This is a genomic window from Microbacterium paraoxydans, assembly GCF_020524545.1.
Taxonomy (GTDB): domain Bacteria; phylum Actinomycetota; class Actinomycetes; order Actinomycetales; family Microbacteriaceae; genus Microbacterium; species Microbacterium paraoxydans_C.
Map to the genome: position 1 here is coordinate 402,806 of NZ_JAIVLG010000001.1, position 20,136 is coordinate 422,941.

Here is a 20,136-nt window from a genome sequence, read left to right on the forward strand (position 1 = left end):
GTCACACCTTCAGGTCTGCGGGGGTGAGGGGGCGGGCGTCGAGCGGGTCGGTGGCTCCGGGCGCGGCGCCGGGGAGGAACAGGAGATCCGCGGCCGGGGCGAGCGGATCGACCGGGGAGAGCGCCTGCAGGAGTGCGTCGGCGTCGAGGCCGGCCTCGCGGAGCGCGGTGATCTCATGCGCGTTCAGGTCCATCGGCATCGGTCCGTTGCCCAGGTCGGTGCCGTAGAGCACAGCGCCTCCTGCGGAGTGGAAGCGTCGAACGTTGTCGATCGCGATCGTGCGCGCGGGACCGTCGTGGATGGCGAGGGTCGAGATCCACGACGCCGAGGCCGCCTGCCGCGCGATCTCGTGATCGTCGAGGCGTTCCGTGAACGGAGCATGGGCGAGGCAGGCGGCGCCGAGTCCGATGACGCGCTGCGCCTCACCCGGTCCTTCGGCGTGCGCGACCACGGGGAGGGAGCGGTTCGCGGCGAGTGCGACGATCGCACGGAAGAGGTCGTCCGTGAAGACCGGTCCGGCCGTGCTGTTGCTCGTGACCTTGAGGCAGGAGGCACCGGCATCCGCCATCTCCGTCACTGCTGCCGCGGCCGTCCTCTCGTCCGCGACCTCGCGCACCGACCCGTCCGGTGCCCAGTCCCGGTCGGACGGGTATCCGCCCGGGGCCGTGAGGAACGCCCCCGCGAACTCGACGGCGAGTGCGTGCGGGATCAAAAACGTGCCGGAATCGCGGGTCGCGGGCGCGTTTTCGATCCCGCCACGCGCGAGCCGGCGAAGCGCCTGCGGGTTTCCGCCGAGGTCGACCACGCGGCCAAGGCGCGAACCCGCCAACTGCGTGTGGTCGACGAGTTGCAGGTGCACATGGTGATCCGTGAACCCGCCCACCACGACGCCGTCGAGGCGGGGGAGGCCGGTCGCGGGGTGCTCTTCGCTCAGCCGCACCTGCCCGTCGACGAGCTCGACGACGCCCTCGCGCCATCCGGATCCGTCGAAGAACGTCGCGGCGTGCATCAGCTGCCGATCTCGGTGCGCACGGTGTAGAGCTCGGGGAAGAACGTCAGATCCAGGGCGCGCTGCAGGAAGCCGACGCCACTGGAACCTCCGGTGCCGACCTTCATGCCGATCGTGCGGGAGACGGTCTTGAGGTGCCGGAACCGCCAGAACTGGAAGTTGTCCTCGAGGTCGACCAGGTCCTCGCACGCCTCGTACAGGTCCCAGTACCGGTTCGGGTCCTGGTAGATCTCGCGGATCGCTGGCACCAGCTCCGGGGTCTCGCGGTACGGCTCGCGCACGTCGCGGTCGAGGATCGAGGTCGGGACGGGCAGCCCGCGGCGGGCGGCGAAGCGCAGGAACTCGTCGTACAGGGTGGGCTTCTCCCACTCGGCCGTGAGCAGTGCGAGGTTCGCGGGGTGATCGGCGAAGACGCGCAGCATCTTCTCGTTCTTGTTGCCGAGGGCGAACTCCACCGCCCGGTACTGCACGGACTGGAACCCGGACGAGTTGCCCAGTGCTCCGCGGAACTGTGCGTACTCGGTGGGGGTGAGGGTGGCGAGCACCGACCACTGCTGCGTCATCACGTCTTGGATGCGCTTGACCCGGGCGATGCGTTTGAGCGCCTCGCGCAGGTCGTCGCGGGCGAGCAGCTCACGCGCCGAAGAGAGTTCGTGCAGCAATTGCTTCAGCCACAACTCGGTGGTCTGGTGCTGGATGATGAACAGCATCTCGTCGTGGTGCTGCGGCTCGCTCACCGGGTGCTGCGCCGTGAGCAGCTGGTCCAGCGCGAGGTACGAGCCGTAGGTCATCCGTCCGGACAGATCCGTGACGATCCCGGATTCGAGGGCGCGTTCGTTCTCGGTGTGCATGCGCCGAACATATCACTTCTGTGGCGGGCGTCACAGTGGTGAAATGTTCTTGTCCCAGATCCCGTCGTCCGACGGCGACGCCGGCGTGCGCGGCGGAGGAGTGCGCCGCGTCCCCGGAGCCCCGGCCGCTTCGAACGCCGTGGCGAGGCGCAGCAGGGTCGTGTCGTCGTAGGCGCGTCCGGCGAAGGTCAGGCCGATCGGCATGCCGATGTCCGCCATCAGCCCCATCGGAACCGTGACCGTGGGGATGCCGAGGTGACGGATGGCGAGGTTGCCGTTCGCTATCCAGGTGCCGTTGCGCCACCCCAGGTCGGCGGAAGCCGGGTTCACGTCCATGTCGGCTCGTCCCACGTCGGCGACCGCGGGGAAGACCACGGCGTCGAGGTGAAGCGCGTCCATCCACTCCTCCAGGTCGCGGCGACGCGTCTCCTCCAGCCCCCGCAGTCCGTCTTCGAGCTCGGGCATGTCGCTGAAGTGCGCATCGGGGTGTGTGCGCACCCAGTCCGGATACTCCGCGATGTCGTCGTCGAAGCCGGTGTAGCGATCGGGCAGGGCGCCCTCCGGGTGGGGGAAGATCGTGGCTCCGTCGATCTCGGTCAGCGTGCGAAGTCCGGGGTCGTCGTTCGCCTGCAGGAAGTCCTCCCACGCCCACGCCGAGAGGTCCACGATCTCGCGCCGCAGGAACTCGGGCGACACCAGTCCCCGCGTCGAGAGGGTGGGCGTGCCCGGGCGGTCGCCCTCGTAGTTCGACACCACCGGGAAGTCGACCTCGATCACAGTCGCTCCGGCGGCGCTGAGGTCGCGGCGCGCAGCCTCCCACCGCTCGAGGATGCTCGCCCGTGTCTCGATGCGTCGCCCCGTCGGCCCCCCGATCCCCGGATCCGCCGCGCTTCCGGCATCCGGATCCGCATTGATGTACATCTTCGGGATGCCGATCCGCGTGCCGGCGAGCGCGTCCGGGGTCCCGGTGGCGAGTGCCGGGTAGGACGCGGGACGCACCTCGGCGGCCGAGGGGATCGGGACCCACGGCTGCGCGCGCCAGAAGTCCCCGCGGAAGTCGGCGTCGTCGGCGACGATCACGTCGAGGACTTCGAGCAGGTCCGCCATGGTGCGGGTGTGCGGCACCACCACGTCCATCGTGGGCACCAGCGGCCAGTTGCCGCGGGTCGAGATCACGCCGCGGGAGGGTGTGTAGGCGCACAGGGCGTTGTTGGTCGCGGGCCCGCGACCGGAGGACCAGGTCTCCTCGCCGAGTCCGAAGGCGGCGAAGCTCGCGGCGGTCGCGGTGCCGGAGCCGTTGGACGAACCCGACGCGAAGGGCGCAGTGAGGTAGGCGGCGTTGTACGGGCTCTCCGCTCGACCGTAGAGGCCACGCTGCATCCCACCGTTGGCCATCGGCGGCATGTTCGTCAGCCCGAGGCAGATCGCTCCGCCCGCCCGCAGGCGCTCGATCGTGAAGGCGTCGCGCTGGGCGATCAGGTCGGCGAAGGCCGGGCTTCCGCCTGCGGCGGTGAGCCCCCGCACCAGGTAGCTGTCCTTCGCGGTGTACGGGATGCCGTCGAGGGGGCCGAGCACTTCGCCTCGGGCCCGGCGGGCGTCGGAGGCCGCGGCCTCGGCGCGCGCGTCGGGATTCGCGACCACCACCGCGTTCAGGGCGGCCGGCGTGCCCGGCGCATCGAAGGCGGCGATGCGCGCTCGGTAGGCATCGACGAGCTCGGCCGCGGACGTGGTGCCGCTCTCGAGCGCGCGGCGCAGGTCGGCGATGGAGGCTTCGACGACGTCGAACATCAGCGTGACCCGTCGATGGAGGGCTGCTGCTGCGTGATGCAGTGGATGCCGCCGCCGCGAGCGAACAGCGGGCGCGCATCGACCGTGACCACGCGTCGCCCGGGGTACGCGTCCGCGAGGATCTCGCGGGCCGCGGCATCCGCCTTCTCGTCGCCGAACCCGCAGGCGACCACGCCGTCGTTCGTGACGAGGTGGTTGACGTAGCTCCAATCGACGGGCCCCTCGTCGTCGCTCAGCGTCGACGGTGCGGGCAGGTCGATCACGTCGAAGCGGCGACCGGCGGCATCCGTCTGCGCCGAGAGGAGGGTCCGGAGATCGCGGGACACGGCGTGATCGGGGTGCTGCGGGTTCTGCTGGTCGTGCAGGAGGAGCCTCCCGGGCGAGACGATCGTGGCGACGATGTCCACGTGACCGTTCGTCCCGAAGTCGTCGTAGTCGCGGGTGAGGCCGCGGGGCAGCCAGATCGCGGTCTTCGCCCCGATCGTCCTGGCCATCTCGGCCTCGATCCGCTGCTTGTCGGCGTAGGGGTTGCGTCGTGGGTCGAGCTGCACGGTCTCGGTGAGCAGCACCGTGCCTTCGCCGTCGACGTGGATGCCGCCGCCCTCGTTCACCAGTGTCGAGCTCACCAGCTCCGCACCGACGGCGTCGGCCACGATGCGGGCGTGTTGTGCGGCTTTGCGCCACTCGGCCCAGTCCGGGGCGCCCCAGCCGTTGAAGATCCAGTCGACGGCACCGAGCACGCCGGGGTGCTCGTCGTCGACCACGAACGTCGGGCCGGAATCGCGCATCCAGAACTCGTCGACCGGGGCCTCCACGATCTCGATGCCGGCGCCGAGCATGCGTCGGGCCCGGGGGATCTCGCTCGGGTCTACCAGCATGGTCACGGGCTCGAACTCGGCGACGGCGTGGGCGACCTCCGTCCAGGTTGCGTACCCCTCCTCGCGCTCGGCGTCCGTGGCGCCGAGCGTCTCGCCCTCCGCGGGGAACGCCATCCAGGTGCGCTCATGGGGTGCGGTCTCGGCGGGCATGCGCCAACTCATCGTGATCTCCTCGTCGACGATCTCGGGCGGACGGAATCCGCTGTTGAACACGTGATCAACGAGTGATACCGTAGCCCGCGATGAACACCACGTCAAGAAGCACCGCGCCACGGCGGATGCCGCCGGAGGAGCGCGAGCGATCGATCGTCGACGGCGCCATCGCCCTGGCGCGCGAGAGTGGACTCGAGGTGCTCACGGTGCGTGCAGTGGCAGCGCGCGTCGGCGTCACCCCGGCCCTGGTCGCGCACTATCGGCCCGTCATGGACGCCTTCGTCGCCGATGTCTTCGGGCACATCGTCGCCGCCGAGCGGGACGAGGTGATCGCGGCGTTCGATGGCGGGGGAGACCTCCGCGCGGGACTGCACGCCTTGGTCGAGACCCTCCTCGACGGCGAGCGCGACGACGTCACCCTGATCTGGGTCCAGGCCTGGGCGCTCGGCGTCCGCAACGATGTCCTCGCCGCCCGCGTACGGGCCGAGATGGATGGGTGGCAGAGTGCGCTCGAGCAGATCTTCCTCCGCGCGACGGCAGCGGGCGTGATCGCGGACGGTCGTGCCGACACCGCGGCGTGGCTCCTGCTCGCCATGGTCGACGGCATGAACGCGCACTCGCTCGTGAAGTGGGCACCGAGCGACCGCGCCGACCTCGCCCGTCGCGCACTGTCCGCCGTGCTCGACAGTGCCGCACCCCACGTCTCCTCCCTCGCCGACCCGACCGACCTCCGCACCGAAGACCAGTAAAGGAACGCATCATGGATGCTGTGCGCATGCACGCGGCCTCGCCCGAATCGACGGCGATCGTCGATGCCGTGCTCGACTACTCGCGCCGTCGCATGCTCGCCGCAGACGTGCCGCTCGACAAGCCGCAGACCGAGGCGGAGCTGAACCGTCTCGTGGGCGCGACGATCACCGACGCGGGCCTCGGTGCGCAGCGCGCGCTCAGCGTGTTCGAGCACATCCTCGCCCCGGCCTGCCTCACCACGAGCCACCCGCTCTACCTGTCCTTCATCCCGACCGCCCCGACCATGGCGGCCATCGCCTTCGACCTCGTGGTCTCGGCGTCCGGGCTCTACGGCGGCAGCTGGCTCGAAGGCGCGGGGGCCGTGCACGCCGAGAACGAGGTGCTCTCGTTCCTCGCGGGGGAGTTCGGGCTGCCGGCGACCGCCGGCGGTGTCTTCGTGCAGGGCGGCACGATCGGCAACCTGTCGGCCCTGGTCGCGGCGCGAGAGGCGGCCAAGGCGCGGCTGGTCGCGCAGGGCAAGGAACTGCCGGCGCGCTGGAAGATCGTGTGCAGTGCGGAAGCGCACTCGTCGAACAAGTCCGCAGCGAGGGTGATGGATGCCGACGTCGTGCTCGTGCCCGCAGGCGACGACGGCATGCTGCGTGCCGACGCTGTGCGCGAGGCGCTCGACACGCACGGCGACGAGATCTGCGCCGTCGTCGTGACGGCGGGATCGACGAACTTCGGCATCGTCGACGACATCGACGCGATCGCCGCGCTCAAGGACGAGTACGAGTTCTGGCTGCACGTGGACGGTGCCTACGGGCTCACCGCGATGCTCGCCCCTTCCGCCCGTCCCCGCTTCCGGGGTGTGGAGCGTGCGGACTCGGTGATCGTCGACCCGCACAAGTGGCTGTTCGCGCCGTTCGACTGCTGCGCGCTGATCTACCGTGAGCCGGACCACGGTCGCCGGGCGCACACCCAGCACGCCGAGTACCTCGACACCCTGACCGACGCCGACGAGTTCAGCCCCTCGGACTACTCGATCCAGCTCACTCGGCGCCCGCGGGGCCTTCCGATGTGGTTCTCCCTCGCGACCTACGGGGTCGATGCCTACCGTGAAGCGATCGGCGCGACCATCGCGCTCACCGAGCGCATCGCCGCGGAGATCTCCCGTCGCCCGGAGCTCCGCCTCGTGCGAGACCCGCAGCTGTCCGTCGTGGTCTTCGAGCGCGACGGCTGGGAGCGCGCCGACTACGACCGATGGTCGGCCGAGCTGCTCGATTCCCAGCGCGCCTTCGTGGTGCCCAGTTCGCACGCCGGTCGACCGAACACGCGCTTCGCCATCCTGAACCCGCTCACGACATTCGAGGACCTCACGAGCATCCTCGACACCATGAAGTAGCATCCACGCTCCCGACGTTCCGCTGAGTCGTCGGATGACCCGGCCACCGTGAGAGGGAAGCCGGGGAGGGTGAGGAGGTCTGTGCGGGATCGCGCGGCGAGAGCGCCACCTCGAGGATCGTATAGCTTAGGTAAAGCAACCCTTACCGACCCGAGGTGTGTCATCATCCGGGGATTCTTCGCGATCACGGGAGTCTCATGTTCCTCCTCGCCTCCATGCATCCGAGTCGCAGAGCGCGTCGCCTCAGCCCCCTCCTCGTGCCGTTCGGTTCGGCGTCGCTGTGACGAGCGCGGGGACGATCTTCCGCGAGGGACTCTGGGGCCCTGGTCGCCGTGGTCGCGCGGTGCTCGCGGTGGCCGGCTTCTGCGGGCATCAACTCGCCGAGGTGCTGGTGCCCGTGGCGGTCGGCGTCGTGATCGACCGCGCCATCGCTCCCGGGGATCCCGCGGCGCTGGCGTGGGTTCTGGCGTTCCTGGTCGCGGTGTTCGCGGTGCTGATCTGCTCCTGGCAGCTGGGTGACCGTCTCGGCACGCGGGTGTACGCGCAGGGGGAGCATGTGCTCCGTCAGGGGGTGGTCGGGCTGGCGCTGCGCCGGCGCACCCGGCGGCCGGCCGGCGAGGTCTTGACGATCTCCTCGGCGGATGCCGGACAGACTGCCGGGTTCTTCTGGACGATCGCGGAGCAGGCGGCCGCGGCGACCGCGGTGCTGGTTGCCTGCCTGACACTGCTCGCGATCGCGTGGCCGCTCGCGGTCGCGGTCGTGATCGGAACCGTGGCGCAGGCGCTGGTCGTGAACGCGTGCAGCCGTGGTCTGCGCCGACGCGGCTATGAGGCGCAGCGCCAGGCGGCGCATCTCGACGCGGTCAGCACCGACTACGCCACGGGTCTGCGCGCGCTGGGGGCGCTCGGCGGCGCGCACCGCGCGACGCAGCGCTACGTGGCGGAGAGCGCGGTGGCTGCTCAGGCCGCCTACCGGGCGGAGAAGGCGGCCGCAGGCCTCGCGGCGCTCAACCTGCTCGTGAGCGGTCTCGTGTTCACCGGCATCGCGATGCTGGGCGGATGGCTCGCGCTCGAAGGGCACGTCACGATCGGTGGATTCGTCACCGCCATAGGGCTCGCGCAGACCATCCGCGGACCCCTGCAGTCGCTCGGGCACCTGCCCGCGCAGATCGCGGCGAAGCACGGATCCGCCACCCGGATCGCGGAGTTCACCGACGAAGCCGCGGCGCCTGCAGCGACGCCGGACGGAGCGCCCGCCGTCGCCGGTGCCGACGCGGAGGGACCGCTGGCGCGCGTGCGGGTCGCGGGGCGATGGATCGAGATCCCCGCCGGAGAGGTCACCGGCATCCGTGCCGACCCCGAGCACATCGTCGATCTGTCGCAGCTGTTCGGCGGGCGCAGGCAACCGGAGCCGGGCGAGCTGGTCATCGGAGACGTCGATGCGGCGCAGCTGGGCTCGGATGCGCTCAGGGACATGGTCTTCGCGCCCCCGCACGATGCCGCCGTGTTCAGTGGGACCTGCGCCGAGAACATCGCGCCGCAGATCGAGCACGCGTGGCTGACCGCAGCCGCCTTCGACGAAGTCGTGCAGCGACTGCCAGACGGACTCGACGAGCGCGTGGGTGAACGCGGGCTCAGACTCTCCGGTGGTCAGCGCCAGCGTCTGCTGCTGGCGAGGGCGCTGCATCAGCCCCAGCCGCTCGTGGTGCTGCACGAGCCGACCACGGCGATCGATCCGATCACTGAGGCGCAGGTCGCGGCGGGTCTCGCCGCCGAGGAGCGGGCGATCGTGCTCCTCACCGACCGGGCGGCGCTGCTGTCGACCTGTCATCGCGTGTACGACCTGAGGGGGGCGGCGGATGTCTGACGAGAAGCTGCCGATCGCGACGCGGTCCGAGACCGCGCGCGGCCTGCTCGACACACTCCGACGGCAGCGCGCGCTGGCGACCGGAGCCCTGCTGGCACTGTGCGCCGGTGTGGCCGCGGCGCTGCTGGCGCCCTGGATCATCGGCCTGATCGTCGACGACATCGTCGACGGCGGACGTTCGCTCGTGCCGTACGGCCTCGCTCTCGCAGGATCGCTCGTCGTCGGCGCCGTGCTGACATGGGCGGGGCGCGTGCTGCTGGCACGGCTCGGACAACGCAGCATCCGCGACGTGCGCGAGGCGGCCTTCCGTTCCGCGCTCGCACAGCCCGGCGCGCGCATCGAGGCGGCCGGCACGGGAGATCTGGTCGCACGGCTGTCCGGCGACGTCCGCGCCGTCGGGCAGGTCGTCGAGGATGCTCTGCCGGCGTTCTTGAGCGCCCTGTTCGGCATCGTCGTCAGTCTGCTCGGCATGGGCCTTCTCGACCTCCGGTTCGCGCTCGCGGCACTGCTCGCCGTGCCGCTGCAGTACTTCGCGCTGCGGCGGTTCCTCCGGCGGTCGGCGCCCGTGTACCGCGAGCACCGTGTCGTGGTCGCCGAGCGCGGCCAGCGCACCATCGAGGCGGTGCGCGGCGTCGACACCGTGCGGGCGCTCAGGGCCGAGGAGCGGCACCTGGAACGCATCGCCGAGGCGAGCAGGCAGGGCATCGCACTCGAGGTGCGCGCGACGCGTGTGCGCAACGACTTCAACGTGTTCCTCAACCTGGCCGAGCTGGTGGGCCTGTCGGCCGTCCTCGTGGTCGGGTACCTCCTGGTCACGGGAGGGCAGGTCGAGCTGGGGGCGGCGACCGCTGCAGCGCTGTACTTCCTCGCGCTGTTCGGTCCGATGGGCGCGCTGCTGTTCCGGATCGACGAGCTGCAGGATGCCGGGGCGAGCCTCGCGCGGCTGTTCGGTGTGATCCTGCTGCCCTCGCCGCGGCCTCGTGGCAGCGCGACGCCTGCGCACCGGGGCGAGATCGCGGTCGACGGGCTGGGCTTCTCCCACGTGCCGGGACGGCGTGACCTGGAGGACGTGTCGCTGGCGGCGGCTCCCGGAGACGTGATCGCTGTGGTCGGCGCGAGCGGTGCGGGCAAGACCACGCTCGCCCGCGTGCTGGTCGGCACGCTCCCGGTCGGGGAGGGGGCGGTGCGTCACGATGGCGTCGCGATCGAGGAGTGGCATCCACACGATCTGCGCGATGCTGTCGTGATGCTGAGCCAGGAGCCGCACGTCTTCGCTGGTTCCGTGCGTGAGGACCTTGCGCTGTTCGGCGACGCGGACGAGGCGCGGGTGCGGGAGGTCATCGCGCGGCTCGGCGCCGAGTGGATCCTGGCCCTGCCCGAGGGGCTCGACACGGTGGTCGGTGACGCGGGGCTGCCGCTGACCGCCGGCCAGGCGCAGCACCTCGCTCTCGTCAGGGTCGCGCTCTCTACGGCATCCGTCGTGATCCTCGATGAGGCGACCGCCGAGGCGGGGTCGGCCGATTCCGAGATGCTCGACCGGGCGGCGCTCGCGGCGATCGACGGTCGCACGGGGATCGTGATCGCCCATCGGCTCAGCCAGGCGGTGTCGGCCGACCGCATCCTGGTGATGTCCGACGGTCGTGTCGTGCAGGCGGGCTCCCACGACGAACTGGTGGCGGAGCCCGGTCCTTACGCCGAGCTGTGGGCGGCCTGGACGGCCTGGTGACGGCCCGTGCGGGGCGTCAGGTGGTGAGCGCTGGCAGCAGCCGTGACAGCCCGTACTCGAAGGCGCGGTCGATGTCGCCGCCGAGGCGGAACGCCCCGGCGAGCTCCATCTGCAGGAAACCGGTCGCCCACGCCGTGAAGAGGCGCGCGGCGTCGAGGGCGTCCGTCTCGCCGACCAGAGCGGCTGCCGCGCGGATCACCGGCGCGGCGGAGCGCTCGAGGGCGTCGTGCGGGGCGGCGATCGTGAACATCAGGCGGAACCCCTCCGGGTTCTCCTTCGCGAAGCCTCGATAGGCGTGCGCGAGGGCCGCGAGGTCGTCGCCCTCGTTCTCGAGTCGTGCGGTGAGGGCATCGATCGTGGCCACGGCGACCGCGGTGTGCAGGGCGTCCCGATCGCGGAGGCGCTTGTACAGCGAGGGTGCACGCACGCCGACGCGCGTCGCGACCGCCTGCATGGTGAGGCCTGCGGGTCCGGCGGTCTCGAGGATCTCCCGTCCGGTCGCGACGATCTCCGCGGTGGAGGTGCGTTCGGGGGTCGGCATCGGTCCTCCTGCATGGCTATTGACGTGAGCCATGATAGCTACGTATCGTAGCCATCGCAATCATCCCGAGAGGATTCGCCATGAAGCTCGCACCGCACCTGCACCGTCTGGGCAACGACATCGTCGCCTCGTACCTCATCGACCTGCCCGAGGGGATCACACTGATCGACGCGGGACTCCCCGGGCACTGGCACGACCTCCAGCACGAACTCGAGACGATCGGGCGCCCCCTTTCCGAGGTCCGCGGCCTCGTCCTCACCCACGGCGACAGCGACCACATCGGGTTCGCCGAGCGGCTGCGCACCGAGGCCGGGGTGCCGGTCTTCATCCACGAGGCCGACAGCCACCGGGTACGAACCGGCGAGAAGCCCAAGACCGCGATGGGGCCCGCGAGGCTCGGACCGACGCTCGGGTTCTTCGCCTACGGGCTCCGCAAGAACGCGCTGCGCACACCGCATGTCTCGGTGGTCACCGAGGTGGGTGACGGAGACGTGCTCGATCTGCCCGGAGCGCCGGTCGTCGTCGGGATGCCGGGTCACTCGCCGGGCAGCATCGCGGTGCACGTCCCGGCCGCGGACGCCGTGTTCGTGGGCGACGCGCTCACGACGAGGCACGTGCTCACCGGTCGCGTGGGCGCACAGCCGGCGCCCTTCACGGATGAGCCGGACGCCGCGCTCGCCTCCCTCGATCGCCTGGCCGCGGTGTCGGCATCCTGGGTTCTTCCGGGGCACGGCGCCCCGTGGCGAGGGTCGCCGGCGGACCTGGTCGCCGAGGTGCGGGCCGCGTCCTGATCGGCAGATCGGAGTCGGTGACGATTCCCGGAGTCGGTGACGATTCCCGGATCGATCCGGCCGATTGCTCCGCAGATCGTCATCCGCTCCGCACATCGTCATCCCCGGATCGGCCGAGGATCGTGTCGGTGTCGCTCACGGTGATCTGCGGGGGATAGAGGCCCATCACCTGGAGGGCGGCCTGGTGGTTCTCCGCCGTCGAGCCGGCGCACGCATCCGCAGCGATCGTGACGTGGGCACCCGCATCCGCCGCTGCCAGTGCGGTCGAGATCACGCAGCAGTCGGTCGAGACGCCCGCCAGCACGACATGGCCTCCGTGGCCCACCACGGTCTCGAGCTCCAGCCCCCACTTGCCGAAGGTCGGCAGATCGAGCGTCGGGTGCGTGCTCAAGGCGGCTGCCTCCGGGACGAGGGCGAACAACGGATCGCTCGGTGGCTGATCCGCGAACGGCCAGGCGTCGAAGTACGCACCCCAGGACGTCGTCCGGTCGGCGGTCGGCATCCACCGTGTCACGAGTACCCGGTCGCCGAAGGCCGTCGCGAGGGCGCGGATGCGGGGCATCGCCTCGGCGAAGAAGGGCGAACCCCAGGCGGAGTCCGGAGCGGCGAAGATGCTCTGGGGATCGATCACCACGAGCCAGGTGTCGTCGAGCGAGCGCGCGCTCACGCGTTCTCCTGTCGCCGGATCTTCCCGGCCCGGGCGACGTAGGTCACGAGGAACGACAGCACCAGCGCGAAGAACACCCCGAGGTTTGCGTAGGCCCAGTCCCCGTCCCTGCCGCCGATCAGGAACAGCAGATAGCCCTGCCAGTTGTTCCAGGCGGCATCTTCGGCGAAGTTGTTCACGACCAGCCCCCATCCGATCACGCTGGTGACGACCATGGTGCCGATCGAGGTCCAATCCCAGGCGCCGTAGCGGCCACGACCGTCGAACAGGGCGTCCTCGTCGTAGTCCTTGCGGCGACGCAGGATGTCGGCGATGAGGATGCCCGCCCACGAGGCGAGCGGAACGCCCAGGGTGATCAGGAAGCTCTGGAACGGTCCGAGGAAGTCGTTGGCGAAGAACACGACGAAGACCGTTCCGATCGTGAGGATCACCCCGTCGATCGCTGCGGCGGACGGACGGGGGATGCGGATGCCGAGGCTGAGGAGGGTCAGCCCCGAGGAGTAGATGCCCAGCACGGCGCCAGAGACGAGCGCCAGTACGGCGGTGAGCAGGAAAGGAACGAGCACCCAGGTCGGGAGGATCGAGGCGAGGGCTCCGATCGGGTCGGCCGCGATCGCGTTCATCAGCTCGTCGTTCGACCCGCCGAGCAGCAGACCGAACACGACGAGGATGACCGGTGCCACCGAACCGCCGATGGTGTTCCACGCCACGATCGCGCCGTCGGAGGCCGTGCGCTTCTGGTACCTCGACCAGTCGGCGGCGATGTTGATCCAGCCGAGCCCGAATCCGGTCATCACCATCACGAGCGCGCCGATGACCTGGCCGATGCCGCCGTCGGGGCGTGCCAGCACCGTGGCGACATCGATCTCCGGCGCCGCGAGGATGATGTAGATCACGGTCACGACTCCGGTGATCCACGTCAGCACCGACTGCATCCGCATGATCGTGTGGTAGCCCAGCACGGAGGCCGTGACGATCAGTGCCGCGACGATCACGGTCGCGACGACCTTGAGCCCGATGCTGTCGCCGTCGCCACCGAGCTGGGTGATCACGGTCGCGGTGGCGAGCACGGCCATGATCGCGAGGAAGGTCTCCCAGCCGATCGAGGTCAGCCACGAGACGATGCCGGGAACCTTCTGACCCTGCACGCCGAAGGCCGCGCGGGAGAGCACCATGGTCGGCGCTGACCCTCGCTTGCCGGCGATCGCGATCAGCCCGCACAGCAGGAACGACACCACGATGCCGATCACCGAGACGAGGGTCGCCTGCCAGAACGAGATGCCGAAGCCCAGCACGAAGGAGCCGTATGACATCCCGAAGACCGACACGTTCGCCGCGAACCAGGGCCAGAAGAGGTCCCGCGGCTTCGCGGTGCGCTCGGACTCGGGGATGATCTCGATGCCTGCGCGCTCGATGAGGGCCGGCTTGATGTCAGTCATGCTGACATCCTGGCACTGCGGAGATGCCGCCGGGGGACTTTCGCCGACGCCGGAGGCGAAGGATCAGCCGGCGAAGAACGTCTGCGCGACGCGGCTGAGGTTATGGAGATCGGAGACCCCGGCGAGCTCGCGGGCGGAGTGCATCGAGAGGATCGGGATGCCGACGTCCACCGTGCGGATACCGAGACGGGTCGCGGTGATGGGGCCGATCGTCGAGCCGCACGGCACGCTGTTGTTCGACACGAACTCCTGGGCCGTCACGCCCGCCCGCTCGCACCACGACAGCCACGAGGCCGTGCCGACGGCATCCGTCGCGTATCGCTGGTTGGCGTTGAGCTTCAGGATGGGCCCCGAGCCGAGCACCGGCTGTACGACGGGGTCGTGCTTGGCGGCGTAGTTGGGGTGCACCGAGTGTCCGACATCGCTGGACAGGCACCACGACGACGCATACGCTCGGCGCCGCTCGGAGGCATCGGCGCCGAGCCCGGCGTACAGGCGTTCGAGCACGTCCTCCAGGAACGGACCTGCCGCACCGGAGCGCGACTCGGAGCCGAGCTCTTCGTGGTCGAAGGCGGCGAGCACGGCGATGGGTCCTCCGGCCTTCGGGTCATGCGTCGCGAGCGCCTCCACCCCGGCGTGCACCGAAGCGAGGTCGTCCAGACGGCCGGAGGCGAAGAACGCCCTGTCCTTGCCGAACACGGCGCCGCGCGCGCCGTCGGCGATCACGACGTCGTACCCGCGGATGTCGGTGGCCGCCACCGCGGCGGAGTCTGCGAGCTCGGCGAGGATGTCGGCTTCACTCGCGTCGCCCAGACCCCACACCGGCTGCGTCTCTACCTGCTTGTCGAGCGCGAGCCCGTTGTTGACGCCGCGGTCGAGGTGGATCGCGAGCTGCGGCAGGCGCAGGAGGGGGCCGGTGTCGGCGAGTACGACGCGTCCGTCCGCGAGGGCCAGGCGCCCGGCGAGGCGCAGCTCCCGGTCGAGCCAGGAATTGAGGAGGGGACCGCCGTACACCTCGACCGCGGCCTGCAGCCAGCCGCGTGACCCCGTGGTCGGCTGCGGCTTGAGCTTGAAGCCGGGGGAGTCGGTGTGGGCGCCGAAGATCTGCACGGGGGTCGTCGCCGTGGCATCCGCGGGCACCGTCCAGGCGATCGCTGCGCCGTCGCGCACCACCACATACCGCCCGCCTGCGGACGCCGCCCAGGAATCCTCCTCGCGGAGCCGGGTGAACCCCGCACTCTCGAGTCGTCGAGCGACTTCCGCCGCCGCGTGATAGCTCGACGGCGAAGCGGCGACGAAGTCGGCGAGATCCTCGGCGTGGGCGAGCGCGGCGGGGGTGACAGGCATGTCGTGACCTTCCTTCGAGTGTGCGGTCCTTCGAGCGTAGTCCGGGGTCTCGCTTCGGGTCCGCGTCGAGCGGGGCGCCTCGGTGTTTCCCCGGTGTTCACCACGGCACGGTAGGGTCATCCTCGATAGCGCCTAGGGTTCCGGGGTTCGCCCGTCTGGTCCGAGCGGCGCCACGGCGCTCCTCCGCAGGAGAGCCGTCATCTGACAGGACAAAAGCCCGGAGGACCCTGTTCGTCGCGCCGTGCGCCGGACGGAAGGGTCCCGTCGTGTCGCCTCTCGCCTTCGTCCTGGTCTTCGGGGCCGCCATCGCCCACGCGGCGTGGAACATCATCGCGCACGGCATCAGCCGGGCCGGCGCACCTTTTCTGTGGTGGGGTGCCGTGGGCAGCACTCTCGTGTGGGTCGGCGCCGTGCCGTTCACGGGCGGCCTCGGCGCCGATGAGGGGGGATCGTTCGTCCTCGGGGTCGTGGTCTCGTCGATCCTCCACGTCGGCTACATGGCGGTCCTGCAGCGCGGGTATCAGCGGGGCAACCTCTCCACCGTCTACGCGACCGCTCGCGGCACGGGGCCCTTCCTCTCGGTGATCGTCGCCGTGCTGCTGCTCGGGGAGCGCCCGTCGGCGGTCGCGCTCGTCGGCGTCGCGGCGGTGATCGTCGGCGTCGTCGCCGTCGGTCTCGTCGATCGGGGCAGCGGAGCCGGGACAGGCCGGATCGACCCCGGTATCGTCTTCGGGCTGCTGACGGGTGTCGCGATCGCGGTCTACACGATCTGGGACGCGCATGCGGTGCGCACGTGGAACCTCTCGCTCGTCGCGTTCATGGTCGGGACCACGCTGCTGCAGGTGCCGTTCTACTCGGTCGCGGTTCGTCGCCGCTGGGGTGCGGTATGGGCGCTCGGACGCACCCAGTGGCGCCGCATCCTCGCATTCGGCATCCTGTCTCCGCTGTCGTACATCCTGGTGCTCACGGCGATCCAGATCGCTCCGGTCGCGCTGGTCGCACCGCTGCGCGAGGTGAGCGTCGTGCTGGTGAGTCTGTTCGGGGTCTTCGTCCTGCGAGAGTCGCATCCAGGATGGCGGATCGCCGCGTCACTCGTGGTGGTCGGGGGGATCGTCCTGCTCGCGCTCTGAGCACCGTCGTCCACCGCGGAGGAGTGCATTCCGGCATATCGCGAAATAGCGTCTGAACAGGGCCGTTTAGGGCATGGAAATGTCAGTGGTCGAGTGTTGGATGAAGGCATGAACCCGCTTCTCGACTCACTCGATCAGGTGGTCGCCGGACTCGATCGAGCGCTGTCCACGGGAGCCTTGGCGGGTCAGTCGGATTCCGGTCGGATGGAGGCGCTCCACGCCGCAGGAGAAGCGCTGCGGCGCGTGGAGGCGGTGATCCTGGAGACGGTCGCGTCTGCCGACCAGCGGCTGCCCGAGGTCCACGGATGTCGCTCCATGAACGAGCTGCTGCAGCGGGTGCTCCGACTCGATGCGCCGGGGGCCTCGCGCGTGGTGAAGGCGGCGTCCGCTGTTCGTCGTGAGGTGTCGTTGTCGTCGGGGGAGCGGCTACCCGCCCGTTACCCGTCGATGCGCACGGCGCTCCTCGACGGTGCGATCGGTATCGCCGGGCTTCTCGCGGCGACGGCGCCGATCGAGCAGGCGGGGGACCGCATCGGGGTGGCCGACCGGCTTGCGGCCGATGCGGCGATGGCGGACTTCGCGCGCGGCCATCCCGCTGCGGACGCAGATGCCGATGCGGAAGCGGGTGCAGAGAGGGATCCTGCGCCGCCCGCGACGCCGGACGACCTTCGTCAGTTCGCGCAGGTGCTGGCCATGACCCTCGACCCGGATGGCGCCGAGCCGTCTGACCTCCGGGCGCAGCAGCAGCGGTTCGTGACGGTCGGACGCTTGCGCGATGGGGTGCACTCGCTGAGGGGCGCTCTGCTGCCAGACGCCGCGGCGCAGCTGGAGCTGATCCTCGACGCGCAGTGCAATCCGAAGACGGGTGGTCCGGTTCCACCCGGGGTCGTGTTCCGCGACTCGGAGGAGGAAACGCTGGATGGTGAGTCGTGGAACACGGATCCGCGTCACGTGATCGATCCCCGCACTGCGGCGCAGAAGCGCCACGATGCGCTGGTCGCCGCCTTGGGGATCGCAGCGCGCCATGACGAGATGCCCGCATTGGGCGGTGCCGCGCCGACTCTGGTCGTGCAGATGGAGGCCGAAGGCGTCGCGACTGGCGCGGGGTGGGCCACCATCCCGAGCTCGCAGGCTCCGGTGCCTCTCGCCGTGGCGGCGCAGGTCGCGTGCGCGGGCGCGATTCAGCGCGTCCTCACTGACGAGGGACGGATCATCGGCGTGACGGTGACCGATCGAGTCTTCACCGTGCATCAACGACGGGCGATCGTCGCCCGAGACGGTGAGTGCGTGATTCCGGGGTGCCATGTCCCCGCCACCTGGTGCGAGATCCACCACGTGATCGAGCACGCCCGAGGCGGGCCGACCCATACCGACAACGGCGTGCCGTTGTGCTGGTGGCATCATCGATCGCTGGACAGCTCCGGATGGGAGATCCGGATGAGCGAGGGACTCCCGCAGATCCGCGGCCCCGCCTGGTGGGATCCCACACGCCGCTGGCGTACCCCGCACCGTTCGATTCGGTCTCGCGCTGGTCGGAGTCGCGGGGAGCGGGTTCTCTGCGGAGGGTGAGTCTCCGCAGAGGGTGATTCTCAGCGGAAGGTAACGAGGCCGGCGTGCGCAGCCGTGACCAGGATCTGCACCCGGTCGCGCAGGTGCCATTTCGACATCATGCGCCCGAGGTGGGCCTTCACCGTGCCCTCGGAGACGATCAGCGCTTTGGCGATCTCGGCGTTCGACATGCCTTTCGCGAGGCACTGGAGCACCTCCGCCTCACGCTCGGTCAGAGGCTCGAGCGCATCCACTTCGGAGGTCGCCGGAGTGGACTCACGGACGTGCTTGATGAGCATCGAGGCGATCCGCGGTGACAGCGAGCTCGCGCCGCTGTAGACCTCGCGCACGCCGATGACGATCTCCTCGGCGCTGGAGTCCTTGAGCATATAGCCGGAGGCGCCCGCGCTCAGCATGGGCAGGACAGTGTCGCTGCCGTCCAGTGTCGTCACGGCGAGCACTCGAACGTGAGGCCAGCGTTCGGCGATCACGCCCGTCGCCTCGATGCCGTCCATCTCGGGCATCTGCACATCCATCATCACGACGTCGGGCTGCTCGCGCTCGACGGTCGCGATCGCCTCGAGCCCGTCCTCCGCCTGGGCGATGACCGTGATCTCGGGGTCACGGGAGACGAAGTGGGACAGCGCCGAGCGGACCAGGGGATCGTCGTCGACGATCAGGACACGGATTTCCTGCATAGGGGGAAGCCTAACGGCGTGAGTGGATCAACGACGGCATGTAGACCTTTGGCCAAAAAGGTCTGGACTTGAGGCAGATGTGGCCCGCGAGGATCACCGAGAAGATGAATACAGACATCGACGAACGACTACATAATGGAGGTGAACGCGATGACTTTCTGGCAGCAGGTTGGCAAGTTTTTTGGTCTCGTCCGCTAGCGTACCTGGCGAATAGGAGATAGTGAAGTATGGCCTTCGACCAGTCCCTTCGACGATCTGCGGATTCGTTCCGGCTGGGTCGAGGCGAGAAGCTCAGCACGATCGAGCGGATCGTCGTCTTGGTCATACTCGGTATCACCATCGCCACCGACGTCATAGGCTTCTTCACCACGCCGGGTGTGAACCCGGCCGCCCTGGTGGTGAGCGTCGCATCCACTGCAGCGTTCGCCCTCTACCTCTGGAAGCCGCTTCTCGCGACATGCGCCCTCGGCGTCGTGTTCGCGTCATCATTTCTCGTGGGAACCGAGTCCCAGGTTCTGACCGCCGCCGCAGTCGCGTCCGGTTTGGTCATGAGGCTGGGGTGGACTTCCCTGATCCTCTCTTACACCGGCGCGTTCCTGATCGCGACGGCAGTCGTCGCCTACGGCGACGCTGACGCCGATGTGAACGTCGGTCTCTTTCTCGTCTTCGCCACGGTGGCCGGAGCCGTCGGGTTCGCCCTTCGGCTCGCGTTCGCCCGTGGCAGCCGCCTCGAGCGCGAACTCCAGGCGGCGGCCGAACAGGAGCGCCAAGCAGTACTCGCCGAGCGGCGCTGGATCGCCGGTGAGTTGCACGACAGCATCGCTCACCACCTCACGGTGGTGTCGTTGCACGTGCAGATGCTCGAAGACCCCCAGACAAGTACGGATTCGCAAGAGGCGATTCGCGTCGCCGCGCGCAAGGCGATGACCGATCTGCGTTTCGTGATCGAGCTCGCCGATGACGGACCCCAGTCCTCGAGCGTGCAGACCGGAGACCTCGCTGCCGCTATCGACGAGGCTCAGGAGGAGTTCGAGGCTGCAGGTCACTCCGTGGATCGTGTGGGAGACCCTCGTGACGAGCGCATCCCGCGTGCGGTCGAGATCGTCCTCGCGCGAATCACCCGCGAGTCCGCCACGAACATCCTCAAGTACGCCGGCCCCGGCGAAGTGCAGGTGCACCTCGCCGTCGACGACGAGGTCGCGCACCTCGTCCTGCGCAGTCCGCTCCCGACCACGCCGCGACGCGAGCTCTCCTCGAGTCGCACGGGTCTCACCCGGATGGCCGAAAGGGTGATGGGGGCCAGTGGACAGTTCAGTGCCGGGGAGGAAGACGGATCGTGGGTCGTGTCCGCCCGCCTTCCGGTCGTCTGATGCTCTAGAGTGTGTGAGCATGCTTCACCGAGGAGCGGACTTTCTGGACGAAAGTCTAGGCAGCCCTCGACGTTTGGCGCTACTTTTCGGGTTGAGCCGACCCATATTCTGGAGGCTCCCCAGATAAAGCGTCCCCAGCGCTGCGATCGCGGGCGCGATCTTTCTGGCTTCTGAAACACTCTGCGCGCTCGCGATCGCC

At 69.6% G+C, this 20,136-nt stretch carries 17 protein-coding genes; 8 read left to right on the top strand and 9 right to left on the bottom strand.

What is annotated here, in order from left to right; all coding sequences use genetic code 11:
* Window position 1 precedes the first annotated feature (1 nt).
* From LC041_RS01940 to LC041_RS01955, 4 genes are read right to left on the bottom strand one after another with little or no spacing between them, the layout of a single operon-like run.
* A complete protein-coding gene (locus LC041_RS01940; protein ID WP_226531291.1) occupies window positions 2-1,009 on the bottom strand; it encodes an amidohydrolase family protein in 1,008 nt (335 codons plus the stop codon).
* Window positions 1,009-1,860: a tryptophan 2,3-dioxygenase gene (locus LC041_RS01945; protein ID WP_226531292.1), complete on the bottom strand. Its 852-nt coding sequence runs from the start codon at window positions 1,858-1,860 to the stop codon at window positions 1,009-1,011. The genes LC041_RS01940 and LC041_RS01945 overlap by 1 nt, the downstream gene beginning before the upstream one ends.
* Before the next feature lie 30 nt (window positions 1,861-1,890).
* The gene (locus LC041_RS01950; RefSeq protein ID WP_226531293.1) at window positions 1,891-3,648 is read right to left on the bottom strand and encodes an amidase; all 1,758 of its coding nucleotides are present in this window, start codon (window positions 3,646-3,648) and stop codon (window positions 1,891-1,893) included.
* On the bottom strand, window positions 3,648-4,688 hold the full coding sequence (locus LC041_RS01955) for an agmatine deiminase family protein (RefSeq protein WP_226531790.1): 1,041 nt from the start codon (window positions 4,686-4,688) through the stop codon (window positions 3,648-3,650). The genes LC041_RS01950 and LC041_RS01955 overlap by 1 nt, the downstream gene beginning before the upstream one ends.
* An 80-nt stretch (window positions 4,689-4,768) precedes the next feature.
* Here LC041_RS01955 and LC041_RS01960 point away from each other — a divergent pair, with 80 nt between their 5' ends.
* The 4 genes from LC041_RS01960 (at window position 4,769) to LC041_RS01975 (ending at window position 10,406) form a co-directional block, all read left to right on the top strand.
* Window positions 4,769-5,428: a TetR/AcrR family transcriptional regulator gene (locus LC041_RS01960; protein ID WP_226531294.1), complete on the top strand. Its 660-nt coding sequence runs from the start codon at window positions 4,769-4,771 to the stop codon at window positions 5,426-5,428.
* Between the two features lie 11 nt (window positions 5,429-5,439).
* Window positions 5,440-6,813, top strand: coding sequence for a pyridoxal phosphate-dependent decarboxylase family protein (locus tag LC041_RS01965; protein ID WP_226531295.1), 1,374 nt, complete (start codon window positions 5,440-5,442; stop codon window positions 6,811-6,813).
* 280 nt (window positions 6,814-7,093) lie between these two features.
* Window positions 7,094-8,680, top strand: coding sequence for an ABC transporter transmembrane domain-containing protein (locus tag LC041_RS17270; RefSeq protein ID WP_226531296.1), 1,587 nt, complete (start codon window positions 7,094-7,096; stop codon window positions 8,678-8,680).
* On the top strand, window positions 8,673-10,406 hold the full coding sequence (locus tag LC041_RS01975; protein WP_226531297.1) for an ABC transporter ATP-binding protein: 1,734 nt from the start codon (window positions 8,673-8,675) through the stop codon (window positions 10,404-10,406). Before LC041_RS17270 ends, LC041_RS01975 begins: the two co-directional genes overlap by 8 nt.
* A 16-nt stretch (window positions 10,407-10,422) precedes the next feature.
* Here the strand turns inward: LC041_RS01975 and LC041_RS01980 are convergent, their stop codons facing one another.
* Window positions 10,423-10,947, bottom strand: a complete 525-nt coding sequence (locus LC041_RS01980) for a TetR/AcrR family transcriptional regulator (protein ID WP_226531298.1) — start codon at window positions 10,945-10,947, stop codon at window positions 10,423-10,425.
* Between the two features lie 80 nt (window positions 10,948-11,027).
* Here LC041_RS01980 and LC041_RS01985 point away from each other — a divergent pair, with 80 nt between their 5' ends.
* Window positions 11,028-11,738 carry an MBL fold metallo-hydrolase gene (locus tag LC041_RS01985; protein WP_226531299.1) on the top strand — a complete coding sequence of 237 codons (711 nt, stop codon included), beginning with the start codon at window positions 11,028-11,030 and terminating at the stop codon, window positions 11,736-11,738.
* Between the two features lie 79 nt (window positions 11,739-11,817).
* Here the strand turns inward: LC041_RS01985 and LC041_RS01990 are convergent, their stop codons facing one another.
* The 3 genes from LC041_RS01990 to LC041_RS02000 form a co-directional block, all read right to left on the bottom strand.
* Entirely contained in the window at window positions 11,818-12,405 is a 588-nt protein-coding gene (locus LC041_RS01990; protein ID WP_226531300.1) for a cysteine hydrolase family protein, read from the bottom strand.
* Window positions 12,402-13,844, bottom strand: a complete 1,443-nt coding sequence (locus tag LC041_RS01995; protein ID WP_226531301.1) for a purine-cytosine permease family protein — start codon at window positions 13,842-13,844, stop codon at window positions 12,402-12,404. Before LC041_RS01995 ends, LC041_RS01990 begins: the two co-directional genes overlap by 4 nt.
* A 63-nt stretch (window positions 13,845-13,907) precedes the next feature.
* A complete protein-coding gene (locus LC041_RS02000; RefSeq protein WP_226531302.1) occupies window positions 13,908-15,191 on the bottom strand; it encodes a M18 family aminopeptidase in 1,284 nt (427 codons plus the stop codon).
* Window positions 15,192-15,457: 266 nt separating this feature from the next.
* Between LC041_RS02000 and LC041_RS02005 the strand changes: the two genes are divergently transcribed.
* Together LC041_RS02005 and LC041_RS02010 are read left to right on the top strand one after the other, a co-directional pair.
* Window positions 15,458-16,321 (top strand): EamA family transporter, encoded by an 864-nt coding sequence (locus LC041_RS02005; RefSeq protein WP_226531303.1) that lies wholly within the window; start codon window positions 15,458-15,460, stop codon window positions 16,319-16,321.
* Window positions 16,322-16,429: 108 nt separating this feature from the next.
* Window positions 16,430-17,890 carry an HNH endonuclease signature motif containing protein gene (locus LC041_RS02010; RefSeq protein ID WP_226531304.1) on the top strand — a complete coding sequence of 487 codons (1,461 nt, stop codon included), beginning with the start codon at window positions 16,430-16,432 and terminating at the stop codon, window positions 17,888-17,890.
* Window positions 17,891-17,910: 20 nt separating this feature from the next.
* Here LC041_RS02010 and LC041_RS02015 read toward each other — a convergent pair whose 3' ends face one another.
* Complete coding sequence (locus tag LC041_RS02015; RefSeq protein WP_226531305.1) at window positions 17,911-18,567, bottom strand: response regulator; 657 nt, start codon at window positions 18,565-18,567, stop codon at window positions 17,911-17,913.
* A 227-nt stretch (window positions 18,568-18,794) separates the two neighbouring features.
* On the opposite strand from LC041_RS02015, the gene LC041_RS02020 reads away from it, so the two are divergent.
* The gene (locus LC041_RS02020) at window positions 18,795-19,937 is read left to right on the top strand and encodes a sensor histidine kinase (RefSeq protein WP_226531306.1); all 1,143 of its coding nucleotides are present in this window, start codon (window positions 18,795-18,797) and stop codon (window positions 19,935-19,937) included.
* Window positions 19,938-20,136 lie beyond the last annotated feature (199 nt).

What these genes read in the sequence shown, in the direction of transcription:
- LC041_RS01940 (WP_226531291.1), bottom strand. Translation starts at nt 1,009, where the DNA reads ATGCACGCCGCGACGTTCTTCGACGGATCCGGATGGCGCGAGGGCGTC.
- LC041_RS01945 (WP_226531292.1), bottom strand. Translation starts at nt 1,860, where the DNA reads ATGCACACCGAGAACGAACGCGCCCTCGAATCCGGGATCGTCACGGAT.
- LC041_RS01950 (WP_226531293.1), bottom strand. Translation starts at nt 3,648, where the DNA reads ATGTTCGACGTCGTCGAAGCCTCCATCGCCGACCTGCGCCGCGCGCTC.
- LC041_RS01955 (WP_226531790.1), bottom strand. Translation starts at nt 4,688, where the DNA reads ATGAGTTGGCGCATGCCCGCCGAGACCGCACCCCATGAGCGCACCTGG.
- LC041_RS01960 (WP_226531294.1), top strand. Translation starts at nt 4,769, where the DNA reads ATGAACACCACGTCAAGAAGCACCGCGCCACGGCGGATGCCGCCGGAG.
- LC041_RS01965 (WP_226531295.1), top strand. Translation starts at nt 5,440, where the DNA reads ATGGATGCTGTGCGCATGCACGCGGCCTCGCCCGAATCGACGGCGATC.
- LC041_RS01975 (WP_226531297.1), top strand. Translation starts at nt 8,673, where the DNA reads ATGTCTGACGAGAAGCTGCCGATCGCGACGCGGTCCGAGACCGCGCGC.
- LC041_RS01980 (WP_226531298.1), bottom strand. Translation starts at nt 10,947, where the DNA reads ATGCCGACCCCCGAACGCACCTCCACCGCGGAGATCGTCGCGACCGGA.
- LC041_RS01985 (WP_226531299.1), top strand. Translation starts at nt 11,028, where the DNA reads ATGAAGCTCGCACCGCACCTGCACCGTCTGGGCAACGACATCGTCGCC.
- LC041_RS01995 (WP_226531301.1), bottom strand. Translation starts at nt 13,844, where the DNA reads ATGACTGACATCAAGCCGGCCCTCATCGAGCGCGCAGGCATCGAGATC.
- LC041_RS02000 (WP_226531302.1), bottom strand. Translation starts at nt 15,191, where the DNA reads ATGCCTGTCACCCCCGCCGCGCTCGCCCACGCCGAGGATCTCGCCGAC.
- LC041_RS02010 (WP_226531304.1), top strand. Translation starts at nt 16,430, where the DNA reads ATGAACCCGCTTCTCGACTCACTCGATCAGGTGGTCGCCGGACTCGAT.
- LC041_RS02015 (WP_226531305.1), bottom strand. Translation starts at nt 18,567, where the DNA reads ATGCAGGAAATCCGTGTCCTGATCGTCGACGACGATCCCCTGGTCCGC.
- LC041_RS02020 (WP_226531306.1), top strand. Translation starts at nt 18,795, where the DNA reads ATGGCCTTCGACCAGTCCCTTCGACGATCTGCGGATTCGTTCCGGCTG.